This window comes from Micromonospora sp. A200, from assembly GCF_029893845.1.
GTDB lineage: Bacteria > Actinomycetota > Actinomycetes > Mycobacteriales > Micromonosporaceae > Micromonospora > Micromonospora purpureochromogenes.
On the sequence record NZ_JARXXY010000033.1, the window covers coordinates 42,010 to 55,382 of the forward strand.

Consider the following 13,373-nt stretch of genomic DNA (forward strand, 5'->3'; position numbering starts at 1 on the left):
ACCCCTTCCGCACCTCAGGAGCCGACAATGGGTAACGAGATTCAGCTGATCAGTGACGGCGATGGACTGGCGGTCATCGGAGATCCGACGGCGGTCGAACGTTTCCTCGTCTCCGAGGGACTGCCGTCGACGGACCTCGGACTGCCTCGGCTCGGGTCTGTCCTCAGTGCCGGGGCGGCAGCGGCACAGACGGGTTCCGAGATCGCCGCCCACTCGGGTCGGTGGGTGCAGCTGACCAAGGAGTCCGCGCAGACTGTCCACAAGTTCGGTCTGATGCCGACCAAGACTCCAGGCGTCAGCCACGCGATGGTGGGGGATCCGGGCTCGATCCAGAAATGGCTCCAGATCTCGAAGGGGCCCGGGGCGATCGCGGGCAACCCGGCGCTGCTGGCCGGTGCTGCGGGGATCATGGCGCAGCTTGCGATGCAACAGAGCATGAAGGAGATCACCGACTATCTCGCCACGATCGACGAGAAGGTCGACGATGTGCTCCGCGCCCAAAAGGACGCAGTGTTGGCCCGCATGATCGGAGTCGGCTTCGTCATCGAGGAGTCCATGACCATCCGAGAGAAGAGGGGCCGGGTCGACGAAGTCACGTGGTCGAAGGTGCAGGGCGCGCCGGCGACGATCGCGGAAACCCAGGCGTACGCGTTGCGTCAACTCGACGCGCTCGCGGAAAAGTTGGAGCGCAAGACCACGATCGGTGATCTCGCCAAGGCGGCCAAGGAAGCAGAGTCGAAGGGACAGGAGTGGCTCGTCGTCCTGGCTCGCTGCTTCCAACTGCAGGACGCGATCGCCGTGCTCGAACTCGACCGGGTGCTGGACGCGTCGCCGGAGGAGTTGGACGGGCATCGTCTCGGGCTGAGGACTGCCCGGCAGAACCGGCTGGAACTCATCTCCCGGTGCACCGAGCGCCTGGTGGCCCGCATGGACGCGGCCGCGGGCAGAGCCAACGCCAAGGTACTGCTGAATCCGATGGACTCCCCGGCTGTGGTGAAGTCGAGCAATCATGTCTCGATCGCCATCGTCGAGTTCCACGAGCGGCTGGGGATCGAGGGCGATCGACAGTCATCGGAGGCGAGACGATGGACGGACGCGGCCATCGAGGCGAGGGACAAGGCGCTCGAGACAGGAGCAGACGGCGTTGGTGTCGCGAAGCGTCTCGGCAACGAGACCCTCGGCCGGGCCAGATGGGCGACGGGCAAGCTCTCCAGCCGGATCGCCGAGCGAGCGCTCCGCCAGCGCGGGGACGACAAGGAAGAGTGAGTGGGCGCCGACCGTCAGCCACGCGGGCTCTCCGATGGGACTGCAGGCTCCGCCCGCACCCTCGATTGCGGTAAGGGCGACGTGGGACCTGCAACGGCAGGAGGACGCGCTGCCCGACGAGGCTGCGAAGCGGTAGTTCCGCAAGCAGATCCCTGTGCCGCCGAAGTACACCTCGGCGGACTTCAGCTCGACGTGCCCAAGGAGCGGTTCGTGTCGTACCCGGGTGCCAGCCGCGATGGTGACCCGTCGCTGCTGGTCGGTTGGGCGGGCTGGGACCACCGCGAGCAGGCCCAGGCCCTGGCCACCCTGATCGTTGCCTGCGAGCAGGAGGACGGCTGGGCCGCCGACCGGCTGTTGCCGCTGGTCGCGGGGTTGCGCGAGATCCTGCCCTGGGTACGCCAGTGGCACGGCGAGTTCGACCCGGAGTGGGGCGCCTCGCCGGCGGACATCTACGCCGGCTTCCTCGCCGAGACCACCAACCGCCTCCACCTCACCGACGAGGCGTTGACGTCGTGGCGCCCGCCGAAGGCCACCCGCGGCCGTAAGGCCCGCCAGTAAGCACTGAAGACGACGTGCCGGTCGACTGACCGACCGGCCAGATCCTGAACACTGGGAGCCGCGCCGCAGGCGGGGTGACTGCCAGGGTGGCGCAGCTCGTGACCGGACAGGTTGGTACTACGGGGAGGCAGGATGGCGTCACGGAAATCCTCCGCACACCGGATCGTGCGGGCGTTTCCTCCGCAGGGAGCACTGCAGCGGTTCACCCTCGACCGACCGATGACACTGCGCTGCATCCTGTGCCAGCAGACCAGCATGTCCGATTCAGTCGTGACGGTGGCCGGCAACTGGTCCCGGCTGCTGTGCAGCCGGTGCTACGGCCAGCCGGACGCGGTGCGCCGAGCGGCGGCCGGCACGGCGCAATCTGCGAAGACGAAGGCTCCGTCGACCACCAAGAAGAAGCCGTCCACCGCGAAGAAGCCGCCAACCGCCAAGAACAAGCCCGCGCCGGCCCCGCCGACCTACTCCGAACCGCCGCCGGTCGCCAGTCCGCTGCCTCGGGACATGATGTGGCTCGCCTCGCTGCACCGGACGAAAGCCGAGGGTACGGAGCTGTCACCGGCCGAGGAGGATCTGCTGCGGCGCAGGGCCGGTCAACCGGCAGCGATCGCCGCCGCGCGCTACGCCGAGCATCTCGTCGACACGGAGGCGCGTCTCGCCCGGCTGGCTGGCGACAGCGAGACCGCAGGGCGGTTGCACCGAACGCGCGACCAGCTCAGCAACGCCTGTCACACAGCGGCCCTGGCCTTCAGGTACTCCTACCAGGCGGAACTGACGGCGCTGGAACGGCCGCCCGCCGCACCGGAAGGGCTGGAGATCACGGTCATGCGGACGGTCGCTGCGGACCCGTTCAACGAGGCGCTGGCCCGGGTGCTGAGGCGGCGCGGCCTCCCCCCGCACGCCCTCGAACGACCGACCGAAGACCTGTGGGGTTGGCTCGACGCTCACGAGACAACCGTTCAGGAGCCGTTGACCGCCCCCGTGGAGCGGGTTCGGCAGATGAACGCTGCCAAGTTCGTTCGCACTGCCCTGGACGACGTCAATGGCCGGCAGGCACATGCGGGCCTGGCCCATTTGGCGGTGGCGGAGCAGTGGATGACCTGCGCCGACGAGATCATGTCCGCTCTGGGCGAGGCACGTGACTCGGCAGAGACCGAACTCCGGCGGGCGGAAGCGCGCGTCAAGACTGACCTGGCGACCCGGCTGCGGCAGGCGGGGGAGGCGTACGCCCGGGGAAGCGCCCTGTGCCTGGAAGCCAGACTTGTCGTCGATAGCTTCCACCTCCGGATCGCGCGCCTGGTGTGCGGTGACTCTGTGCGGCAGCTCCGCACCGACTGCCTCGCCGAGGCGTTGATGTCGCTGGCCGAAACCCACCCCCGGCTCACCCGCGTCGCGCTGGAGGCGTGCCGGGAACATCGCGCGGGCTGCGCCGATGCGGATGCACCCGACCCGTGCCCGTCCTGTGCGCCGACGGTGGCGGAGGTGGTACGGCAGCGGAGGACGCGCGCGCTGACGGAGCCGGAGCCGGCCCCCCGCGTTCGCGACCCTCAGCCGGCCACCGTCGAGAAAGAGTTGCCCCCGCCGAAGCCACCGGTCAAGCATTTACCCGACGACAACCTTGTCTGTCCGACTGTCCTCAAGCAGCCCCCGAAGAAGCTGGTCGTGGTCGCCGAGACGTTCTCACGGGGCGACGGCTGGTTCGGTTACGGCTGGGTCGACCGGAGCGGCCGGACCGGCCAGGGAAACGGCCGGGCCGTCAACAAGTTGGACGAGGTGGTGCAGGCGCTGTGCCGGGTAGCTCTCGACCTCGGCACCGGGTCCAACGTACATCTCGTCACCCGGCACGCGAGGGCGGCCAACGTCATCCAGCTCAGCCTCAGCGCTGGTCGAGCGGTCACTCCGCTCGACACCACCCTGTCGGCTGGCACGCGGCGCCGGCTCCATGAACTTGTCGCGGGCCGACGGTCTGTCACCGTCTCGGTAGAACCGTGCTCGGGGCGCCACGGCGGTTCGGTGCGGGCGGAAGACCTGGCGCAGCGCGCCGGGCAGCCGGGATACGCCACCGGGGAGCAGAAACCAGTACCCGCCCTCGTCCTTCCGTCGCAGACAGCCGTGGTCGAGGACCGGCTCACCGGTCCCGACGACGAGGACGGCCCCGCCCGCTGGCTGGACGTCAACGGGCGGAAGCGGGCAAAGATGTCTTGGATGGTCGCCCTGCACCGGGCGCACCTCGACGCTAAGTGGTGCCCGTTGCCCGACGGGTTGAGCGACGACTTGCCCGGACGACAGCTCCGCCTGCACCTCGACCACGAAGCACGCAGCGGGTCGTCCTTCGCGCGGGTGCAGCGGGTGGCACTGCGGCGCCGCGACGGCCGGTGGGAGATCGCCGGCATCCAGTGGCCGGCGGAACTGAGTCCGGGAACCCTGGTCACCGTCACCGTGAAATCCGACCCGGACGTCGCCACCGTCCGGACTACGCTGTTGCCGAGGCCGGAGCGCATCGACGGTGTCCAGTTCGCCCACCAGTACGATCCGCGCGTGGTGACGCGGCAGAACGGGCCCGGGGCGGACGCCCGCGGTCGCGTGCCGGACCTCACCGACATGAGCTGGGTCCTGCACACGCTGCGGAAACTCGGTTACCTCACCGAGGACGGCGGCGCGATCCTCGCCGAGGACGCCCTGGTGCAGAACTGCCTGCGGCTGGGATTGCCACCCAAGCGGGCAAAGGGCATCCACCAGGCTGTTCAACGGCTCGTCGCCGATCGGGCGCTGCAGCGGGTCGAGGGCAGCGTCGACCCTGACGATCGTCCCTGGCACCCGCCCCGTCCGGAAGACAGGCGAGTTCCCCTGCTGCGATACGTGCCCCGGGTGGAAAAGGTGACGGCGCCAAGGGAGACATCCGGCGAGTGGCATCCGCACCGGCGGGGACACCAGGTGGCCGGGCACCTTCGTCGTCTGCCGCCCGGCGCAGAGGCATCGCCGGAATCGGAAGAGGAATACCTCGAAGAAGTCCGAGACGCGCGGATCGTGGGCCGAGGCCTCCCCAAGGGCGTCACGTACGTGAAGTCCCACTACCGCAAGCGCTGACAAATGGCAGATCGATCAGTACGGAGGGTTGGAGTGTCCGACCTGACGGAGGAGCGGACCGGCGCGAGCTGGTGGAACTCCGACGATGTGGCCGAGGTCGCCGAGATGCTGGCGTCCCGCAAGTCGCGGCTGTGGCAGAGCACCGCTCCCGACGACTTGGCGGCCTGGGTGTTCGCCGACCCCGAGCCGGCGCCGTTGCACCCGTCGCCGGCTGGCGCCGACGAGCGTAGCGGCACTGAAGTGGCGGGTACCTGACAATATCGACGCTCGTGCACGCCGATTGTCGGACCCGGCGCCGAGACTGAGGCTCCCTCGACTCGGGAGGTGCCTCGTGCCGTACGTCAGGTCACACACCAGGAAGAATGGAGCCCGGGTTCGGGCGCACTACCGTAGGCGGCGCCCCGGCAGGGTTCGGCGGCGATCGACGGTCCGCCGCGTGTCCGGGGGCGGTAGGTCGGCTAACGGCTGGGGTCTGGTGCTATGTGCCGTCGCCGTCCTCGTGGTGCTCGGGATGGTCGTAGATTTCGTGGAGCGGCATCCGTACTGGTCGATCTTCCTGGCGAGCCTCGTCGTCGCGGGGGCGGTCGCGGTGGGCTTTGCCGTGTCGAAGCAGCGTGCCCGCGAGCGGGCTGACCAGGCCCAGCGGGACAGGCTGATCGCGGTGACCGATGCGATGAGCGGGGCCGAGTTCGAGCAGTGGTTCGCGCGGATCCTGGTCGCGTCCGGGTTTCGGCAGGTGAAGGTGTGCGGCGGTTCCGGTGATCGTGGCGCGGACGTCATGGCGGTCGCCCCCGACGGTCGCCGCGTGGTGGTGCAGTGCAAGCGGCAGAGCATCAGCAACCGGGTGGGCAGTGCCGCGATCCAGCGGTTCGCCGGCACCTGCCGGGACATCCACGGTGGCGAGATCTGCATGCTCGTGACGAACAGTTTCTTCACCGCGGGCGACGGCACCCAGTTGGCCCGGCGGCTCAAGATCACGCTGGTCGACCGGCACGCCCTGGAGATGTGGGCATGGACGGGGAAGCCCACGACGGGGATCGTAGTGGGCTGATCCCGGGTTGACCTGGGGGCGTTGTCATACAAGGCTTGGTCCTGCCTCAGCCTTCCGTGACATGGAGGACCACCCGTGGGTTTTCAGACAGCGATCACCATCGTCGACGCAGTCAAGAAGATCCAGCGACGGGAACTGGTGCTGCCGGCGATCCAGCGTGCCTTCGTGTGGAACGACGACCAGATCACCCGGCTCTTCGACAGCATCCTGCGGGGCTATCCGATCGGATCCTTCCTTTCGTGGCATGTCCGGTCCGAGACCTCGGCACAGTTCAAGTTCTACGAGTTCATGCGGGAGTACCACGAGAAGGACAACCGCTACAGCAAGGAGTTGGACGTCCCCAAGGGACAGGCCGTCGTCGCGGTGCTCGATGGCCAGCAGCGGCTGACCTCGCTCAACTTGGCGCTACGCGGCTACTACGCCAGCAGGGTCCGCTATGGAAAGAAAAACCAGGCCAAGTCGTACCCGGCTCGACGGCTGCACCTGAACGTGCTCCGAGAGGCTGCCGAGAACGAGAGGGGTGTGAAGCACGACTTCCGGATGATGGCCGAGCCCGTCGCCCAACCGGCTGACGGCTCCGCTTACTGGTTCCCGGTCTACCAACTCTTTGACGCGACCGACCTCGGCGAGTTGATGGGCATGCTCGCCTCGCACGGTCTGGGCAACAACGGCTACGCCTCGAAGCTGGTCGGTACCCTCTTCAGCGCAATCCACAGTAAGCCCATGTTGCATTTCTACGAGGAATCCGACCAGGACATTGACAAGGTGCTGGACATCTTCATCCGGGTCAACTCGGCGGGCACGGTGCTTTCGCAAAGCGACCTGCTGCTCAGCATTGCGACCGCCCAGTGGAACAAGCGGGATGCCCGCAAGGAGATCCAGTCTCTCGTCGACACGCTCAACGGCACAGACCAGCGCTTCTGGTTCAGCAAGGACGTGGTCCTCAAGAGTGGACTCATGCTTACCGGCGTGACCGATGTCGGCTTCAAAGTCCGCAACTTCAACCGTGGCAACATGCTGCGCCTGGAAGAGCGGTGGGACGAGGTAAGCGACGCGTTGACCGTGGCCGCTGGCCTTCTGGGGGACTTCGGACTTTCGGCCGCGAACCTCACCGCCAACAGTGTTCTCATCCCTATTGCCTACTACATCCACCGACGGGGGCTCGACGAGCATTACCGTGACCGACCGGCAGAACGGGACGACCGGGCTGCTGTCCGCTCCTGGGTCATTCGGAGCTTGCTGAAGCATGGCGTGTGGGGTTCCGGCCTCGACACGCTGCTCCGAGAGTTGCGTGAGGTCATCGACAAGCACGGGGCCAACCACTTCCCGGTGGTGCAGCTTGAGGAGAGGATGACCGCCCGCGGTAAGACACTGACCTTCACGCCTGGGGAGGTTGAGGATCTAATGGAGTCCTGGGCGTACGGGACCGCGGGCATCTTCCCGATCCTTGCCCTGCTCTTCCCGCACGTCAACACTCGCAATGTCCACCACGTTGATCACGTCTTCCCGCGGTCGCTGCTTACCAACGCGAAGTTGAAGAAGCACAGGAAGTACACAGAAGACGAACTCAGCGAGGCCATCTGGTACCGCGACAGCCTCGCTAACCTTCAGCTCCTCGAAGGCCCGGAAAACATTGCGAAGAAGGACCGTGTCCCCCGAGAGTGGGCCCAAGAGACGTTCACTCCCGCTGGCTACAAGAACTACCTGGAGCTGAACGCACTTCCCGACTTGCCGGGATCGATTGACGAGTATCTGGGCTGGTGTGAGCGCCGCTACCACCTGCTCGGACAGCGTCTTGCGAAGCTGCTCGGCACGACTTGGGAGGCACCCTTGGGACAGGCGCCCTGAGCCGCGTCGCCGCGTCGCCACGTAGATCACATGGGTTGTTACTTGGTTCGCCCAGGGTTAGGACGACTTGCGGCACTCTGGGCGCGGCAGCGACCAAGGGCAGCCGGCGATCATGAACGATGGCTACGCTCTCACGGTGACTTGGGCAAGTGACGATGCAACGGACGCGACGGTGTGCGGCGAGTGCGGCGTGATCGCCGTGCGGAGGGATTCGCAGGTTTGGGAACATCCCGCCGCCCTTCGGGAAAGGTTCAGCCGCGACGTCTGCGCCCAGCCTTGTTCCGGCCGGCCCCCAAAGCCACGTGAACTCACGTTCGGCAGGGGAAACCAGGTAAAGAAGGACAAGTACTCGCTGCGCAGCCCGTTGGCGGACGCGGCGACGGCACCTGGCGCAGCCATCACCGTGGGCTGCAGCGGCTTCTACAAGGTCAACACCAAGGGGCCAATCTTTCACCCGATCAGTTGGGGGTATGTGGCAGACAACGGTGAGTGGGCGCTCGGCACCGCAACTCAGCCGAAGGGCGTCGTTGGGGACCGAGCCCTCGGCGCCGACCTTCGCGCCGTGTTCTGGGCGCTGGAACACCTTCCGGCCGAGAACTCGCTGACGGTACTGACCAGCTCGCAGGAGGTCGTTGATCTCATCGACAAGTGGCGAGCGGGCAGTGAGGAGATGCCTCCGGGCTACACGCTTGAGCGCGATAGTGGCTTCCAGCCGAAGATGCTGATGCTGGCGCAGCAGTTTGCGGCGGACCCAGACTGGCTGCAGGTGCGGCAAGCGTCCGGTAATCGGCTTCAATTGGCGGCGAGAGCGCTGGCGCAGACGGCACGGTTGTATGCCATCAAGGAGATCGCCAAGGACGCCGCGTACGAAGCCGCGGAGGGACATGCCAGGTGGGCGCTGGAAGGACGCGGTCACTCCGAGGGTTAGGTGCGGAGTTCGGCGCGGTGGCGCGCTGACAAGCGGGCCTACACCAAAGTCGTGCCTGACGAGGACCCGGGGGTCGTCGCGAATTGCGACCCTTGATCGGTGCGGTATGCAGCATTCTTCAGGCCCGCTGGTTCGCGCGCCGGCCGGTCGCCGCTTCGCGGGACTGCGATCGAGCCGCCCCGGTCGCTAAAGTGACGGCATGGGGGAGCGACTGTGATGGATCCGCCCTTCGGCGCGGGAGCGGACGCGGCCGAAGATTGGGTGCGGTCCTGGTCGGCATCCGTGTCGGAGCGGGCCGCCCAGGCGCAGGCCATGTCGCAGCGCATCGCTGACCTGACAGTGTCGGCTACCGGCGGCCACGGTGCCGTGGAGGTCACCGTGGCCGGCAGTGGCACCGTCACGGAGTTGCGGCTCGACGATCGGGTGTGCGGGTGGTCAGGGGAGCGGATCGCCGCGGAGATCATGGGTACCATGCGCCGGGCGCAGGCCCGCCTCGCCGAGGCGGTGGCTGACGTTGCCGCCCAGACGGTCGGCGCTGACTCCGAGACCGCGCGTGCAGTGGTAGGTAGCTACGCCACCCGGTTCCCCGCACCGCCCGACGACGGCGACGATGATCGACGCAATTCCCACGGTCGGTGATACGTGGCTGGTCACCAGGGCTTCGAGGTCGACAGCCAGACGCTGCGTGCGCATTCCGGCACGGTTGACGGCGTTGCCGACGAGGTCGACCAGTGCCGTCGCGCCGCAGCGTCCGTGCAGCTGGGGCGCGACGCCTACGGCCGGCTGTGCCAGCTCATTCCGAGCCTGATCGACCCGATCCAGCAGGCCACCATCGACACCTTGAACGGCGCTACCGACGCCCTGCAACGTGCCGCCGACGACCTACGATTCACCGCCCGCGAGTACGAGAGCGGTGACCAGGCGGTGGCGGCGCGTTTCACTCGCGGAGCCGAACAGTGAGTCAGGCGGCGAACCCGCTCATCGCCACCCGCGAGGACAGCACCACCGCGTTCAGCGGGGTGTTCATCGCCGAGGACATCGACAGCCTGGCGGCGAGCTACGCCGGCGGTGGTTGGATCGACACCGCGATCGGTGGGCTGGCCGTCTCCATGGACGCCCTTGCCTTCGTCACCGACCCGCTGGGTCAACTCGTCGCCTGGGGTGTGGGTTGGCTGATCGAACATGTGAGGCCGTTGTCCGACGCCCTCGACGAACTGGCCGGCGACCCCGACCAGATCACCGCCTACAGCCAGACCTGGCGCAACCTCAGTAACAAACTCACGGACGTCGGCACGACCCTCGACGATGCGGTTAGGACCCAGATCGCCGACTGGACGGGCAGCGCCTCGGACGCCTACCGACGCCACAGCGCGGAGCACCGGTCCGCGCTGGAGGCCCTCGCGAAGGCCACCGGCACGATGGCCGAGATCACCACCGGTGCCGGCCTGCTCGTCGCCACGGTTCGTACCCTCGTCCGTGACCTCATCGCCGAGTTCGTCTCGGTGCTCGCCGTCCGCCTGTGGGAGTGGCTCGCGGAAGCCGGCGTCACCCTCGGCCTGGCCACCCCGTGGGTCATCACCCAGGTCACCGCCCTCGCCGGCAAGTGGGCCGCCCGGATCACCCGGCTGCTGCAGGGCCTCATCAACAGCCTGCGTCGACTGGCACCCATCCTTCGCCGGCTCGGGGCGCACATCGAGGATCTCAAGGCCCTGCTACGCCGTCTCGCGACCCCGGGCGGCACCACGGCACCCGCCCCCCACCGGGGAACGCATCTGCTCCACTCCGAGGCCGACCCGCTCCGCAAGTGGGGCCCGGCCCAACGGACCCACCCCGAACAATGGGACGCCGCCATCCGGGAGGCCCAGGAACTGGGGGTAGAGGTCACCTTCCGTGAAGGCGCGCTGGCGTACGGACCAAGTCCGTCACCGGGGAATCCCGGCCACCTGATCCTCGACCCCGACGCCTCGTACGGAGCCCTGCTGCACGAGATGCAACACCTGCGGGATGATCAGGCGGTGGGCTGGGCCGGGATGAGAGGCTGGTTCGAAGATCCGGTCGTTCGTTACGAGAACGAGGTTCGCGCGTACCAGCAGGAGATCAGGCACGCGGAGTCCCTCGGCGACCAGGAGTCGGTGGACCGCCTGAACCAGTTGATTCGCGAAGAGTATTCGAAGATCTTTGGAGAGGAACCATGACCGCGCCGCCCCCACCACACAGGCCGGCGCCGCCGGTGCGGCAGATGTCCAACGGGGATCTGACAGAGCTGGTCCAGCGGGGCGGGCCGTACCGGGGCAAGGCCGTTTTCGAACTAGTCGACCGCGCCGCCACCGACGACGACGCGGCAACGCGGCTGGGCGACCTGAGCCGACTTCCGGCGCTGCGCGACGACCGCGTGTTCCACCTGGTCTCGCTCTCCTGGGCCGCGATCATCGGACTCCTCGCCGCGGAGACCGCGCACTCACGGAGGGTCGCCTACGCCGCTTTCCAGGCTCTGCCCGCCGCGGACCAGGCGGATTTCCTCGCCTACGTCAAGGCCGAGCGGATCGAGGATGCGCACCCTCGGGTCTGATTGACGCCGGAACAGCGTCCCGACACCGGCGCTCTGCGCGGGTGACCGTCAGGGCTCAAGCGCCAGTCTGACCGGCCGGCCGCTAGGCCTCGCCCGACTGCCCGGATGTCTCGTGGTCCTGGCCCTGCGGTCTCTGCTGGATGATCTCGATCGCGGTGAAGGGCTCGAAGATGCCTTCGTGGCGTCGCCGCTCGCGTAGCAGGTCCTCGCTCCACTGGGCGGCGGCCTTCTGTTCCGCCATCATGTGTTGGCGGGCGCGGTCCAACTCTTCCTTGATCGCCCGCGCCGCCTCGTCGGGACCGGGATGGTCGACGAACTCGTCCATGATTGCCACCCAACGCCGGTTGAGCTGCTCGGCGTATTCCGCCCGTCTCGTGTAGAGGTCGTTCTGGCACTCCAGTTCGATCAGGCGTTCCCAGTGCGGCTGGAGGAGCTGCCTGACCCGGCCCTCGAGCCGTACCGACACCTGCGGGCGGCACTCGACGTGCACCGTCCCGCGCTTGTACCTCCACAGGGCCGGGTCCTGCTCGTCCAGCGCCCGCTGCAGTGCCACTTCCAGTTCGCCGGCCCGGTGTGCGGGCAACTTGCGGGCCTGCTCGGCGGCGACATCCCTCACGCGTTGGATCGCCTTTGACATGAAGTGGTGCGCGTACCAGCGCAGAGCCTCCGGTCCCACGCCCCTGGACGACCAGGTGAGGGTGGCGAGGACGGTGAAGCCGAACACGTACCCTTGGGCAGGGACCACGATTGGCCCCGACACCTCCTGCCGCTCGACGAGCTCGTCGGGCGGGGGAGAGGGCGGTTCCGCCGCTGCAGCGGCTTCTAGTTTTCCCACCGCGGGAGCCAGGTACTTCCAGAGGGTTTTGAACCCCTCGGAGGCCTGAGCGCCGAGATCCCGGCCGCGGTCGACCCACCGCCGATCGGGTTTCGCCGACGTCGGCTTCCGGCCTGAAGCCTCGGTCACGTCACACCTCCCTCATTGCAAGATCCCTCCACCCCGGTCCGTGGGGCGTAGGTCAGCGCACCAGTGCGGCGGTTCGCGCAGGGGGTGGCTGATGGGAGAAGTCCCTCTTGAAGGATCGACGCGATGACCGTCTCTTATCCACACAACACGCCCATCGAGGGCAAGTCGTACGCCACTTTCATGGCGCATCGATGCGGTCGCCGAAGGATTCGACCATCAGCGCCTGAAGCAACTATCCGAAAGGTTGGTCTTCGTTCCCCCGTTTCTATGCGGGCGGCGGGGTAAGCGCCTCGCTTGGACCGGAGCACCGAAAATATCCATGATGGAGAGCGGCCGAGCAGGATCAATGACGAGCGTGGTGTGATCACGCAAAGGTGTGGAGGTGGTGATGAGCGTTGTGGATGGTTTGGTGACCCAGGGGCCGGCGCTGCTCGGTGTCCTAGTCGGCGTGGCCGGCACCATGTTCGCCACGACCGTGAACGAGCGTGCCCGCTGGCGGCGCAGCCAGACCGTGCGGTGGGACGAGCGCCGCCTCGATGCATACGTCGATTTCACCCGGGCGGTCAAGGAAATCCACACCGTGGCGACTCAAATGCTCCGCAACCACCGTCCCGAGTCGCGCCGGCCGTCCCTGGACAGGGACGACGGGTTGGCCCGGCTCGCTGAGGCGGATGTCCGTCATACCCTGGCCTGGGAGGCCGTTCTCCTGCTCGGCGACCAGGTCACCGTTCGCGCTGGCTCCGCATGGCGGGACGCCGTCCGGGACATCGAACGGGCAGCACGAGCGCTGCCGAATCCGCCGACCGACCTTCCTGAGTTGATTCGCCGCGCCGACGAGAGGCGAGACAGCTTCTACCGCGCCGCTCGCGGCAGCCTCTCCGTCCGTGGCGGATCAGTGGAGCAGGTCCGGCGCCCATTGTCGGAGCCGATCACGGCTGAGCCGGGAGTGCTGGCACAGCGGCGTAGATCCCATCGAGACCGCGGCCAACCGGCACCGCCAGCCTGACAGCGCTTCGGTCTCGGCGGCCCTCGCCACATCGGTCACCGTGACGCAAGGGCCGGGGACACCGCGGGAGACCAGGCGATCGGTACGGTATGCAGC

At 67.6% G+C, this 13,373-nt stretch carries 13 protein-coding genes; 12 read left to right on the plus strand and 1 reads right to left on the minus strand.

All coding sequences use genetic code 11. The annotated features are described in order from the left end of the window. Positions 1 to 27 precede the first annotated feature (27 nt). The 11 genes from M2302_RS26070 to M2302_RS26120 all read left to right on the plus strand — a co-directional run bounded on the left by M2302_RS26070 (position 28) and on the right by M2302_RS26120 (position 11,307). Complete coding sequence (locus tag M2302_RS26070) at positions 28 to 1,266, plus strand: hypothetical protein (protein ID WP_280840483.1); 1,239 nt, start codon at positions 28 to 30, stop codon at positions 1,264 to 1,266. Positions 1,267 to 1,476: 210 nt separating this feature from the next. Continuing rightward, the gene (locus M2302_RS26075) at positions 1,477 to 1,824 is read left to right on the plus strand and encodes a hypothetical protein (RefSeq protein WP_280840484.1); all 348 of its coding nucleotides are present in this window, start codon (positions 1,477 to 1,479) and stop codon (positions 1,822 to 1,824) included. 132 nt (positions 1,825 to 1,956) lie between these two features. After that, complete coding sequence (locus M2302_RS26080) at positions 1,957 to 4,911, plus strand: hypothetical protein (RefSeq protein WP_280840485.1); 2,955 nt, start codon at positions 1,957 to 1,959, stop codon at positions 4,909 to 4,911. Positions 4,912 to 4,944: 33 nt separating this feature from the next. Further along, positions 4,945 to 5,166 carry a hypothetical protein gene (locus M2302_RS26085; RefSeq protein ID WP_280840486.1) on the plus strand — a complete coding sequence of 74 codons (222 nt, stop codon included), beginning with the start codon at positions 4,945 to 4,947 and terminating at the stop codon, positions 5,164 to 5,166. A gap of 256 nt (positions 5,167 to 5,422) precedes the next feature. Beyond that, positions 5,423 to 5,962: a restriction endonuclease gene (locus tag M2302_RS26090; protein WP_280840487.1), complete on the plus strand. Its 540-nt coding sequence runs from the start codon at positions 5,423 to 5,425 to the stop codon at positions 5,960 to 5,962. A 75-nt stretch (positions 5,963 to 6,037) separates the two neighbouring features. Continuing rightward, positions 6,038 to 7,810, plus strand: a complete 1,773-nt coding sequence (locus M2302_RS26095; protein WP_280840488.1) for a DUF262 domain-containing protein — start codon at positions 6,038 to 6,040, stop codon at positions 7,808 to 7,810. Between the two features lie 112 nt (positions 7,811 to 7,922). Then, positions 7,923 to 8,738, plus strand: coding sequence for a hypothetical protein (locus tag M2302_RS26100; RefSeq protein WP_280840489.1), 816 nt, complete (start codon positions 7,923 to 7,925; stop codon positions 8,736 to 8,738). Between the two features lie 216 nt (positions 8,739 to 8,954). Beyond that, positions 8,955 to 9,377 carry a YbaB/EbfC family nucleoid-associated protein gene (locus M2302_RS26105; RefSeq protein ID WP_280840490.1) on the plus strand — a complete coding sequence of 141 codons (423 nt, stop codon included), beginning with the start codon at positions 8,955 to 8,957 and terminating at the stop codon, positions 9,375 to 9,377. Positions 9,378 to 9,380: 3 nt separating this feature from the next. Beyond that, a complete protein-coding gene (locus tag M2302_RS26110; RefSeq protein WP_280840491.1) occupies positions 9,381 to 9,698 on the plus strand; it encodes a type VII secretion target in 318 nt (105 codons plus the stop codon). After that, positions 9,695 to 10,933 (plus strand): WXG100 family type VII secretion target, encoded by a 1,239-nt coding sequence (locus M2302_RS26115; protein ID WP_280840492.1) that lies wholly within the window; start codon positions 9,695 to 9,697, stop codon positions 10,931 to 10,933. Before M2302_RS26110 ends, M2302_RS26115 begins: the two co-directional genes overlap by 4 nt. Positions 10,934 to 10,977: 44 nt before the next feature. Next, on the plus strand, positions 10,978 to 11,307 hold the full coding sequence (locus tag M2302_RS26120) for a hypothetical protein (RefSeq protein ID WP_280840493.1): 330 nt from the start codon (positions 10,978 to 10,980) through the stop codon (positions 11,305 to 11,307). A gap of 82 nt (positions 11,308 to 11,389) precedes the next feature. Here M2302_RS26120 and M2302_RS26125 read toward each other — a convergent pair whose 3' ends face one another. After that, positions 11,390 to 12,271, minus strand: a complete 882-nt coding sequence (locus M2302_RS26125; RefSeq protein ID WP_280840494.1) for a hypothetical protein — start codon at positions 12,269 to 12,271, stop codon at positions 11,390 to 11,392. Positions 12,272 to 12,659: 388 nt separating this feature from the next. Here M2302_RS26125 and M2302_RS26130 point away from each other — a divergent pair, with 388 nt between their 5' ends. After that, complete coding sequence (locus tag M2302_RS26130; protein WP_280840495.1) at positions 12,660 to 13,277, plus strand: hypothetical protein; 618 nt, start codon at positions 12,660 to 12,662, stop codon at positions 13,275 to 13,277. Positions 13,278 to 13,373 lie beyond the last annotated feature (96 nt).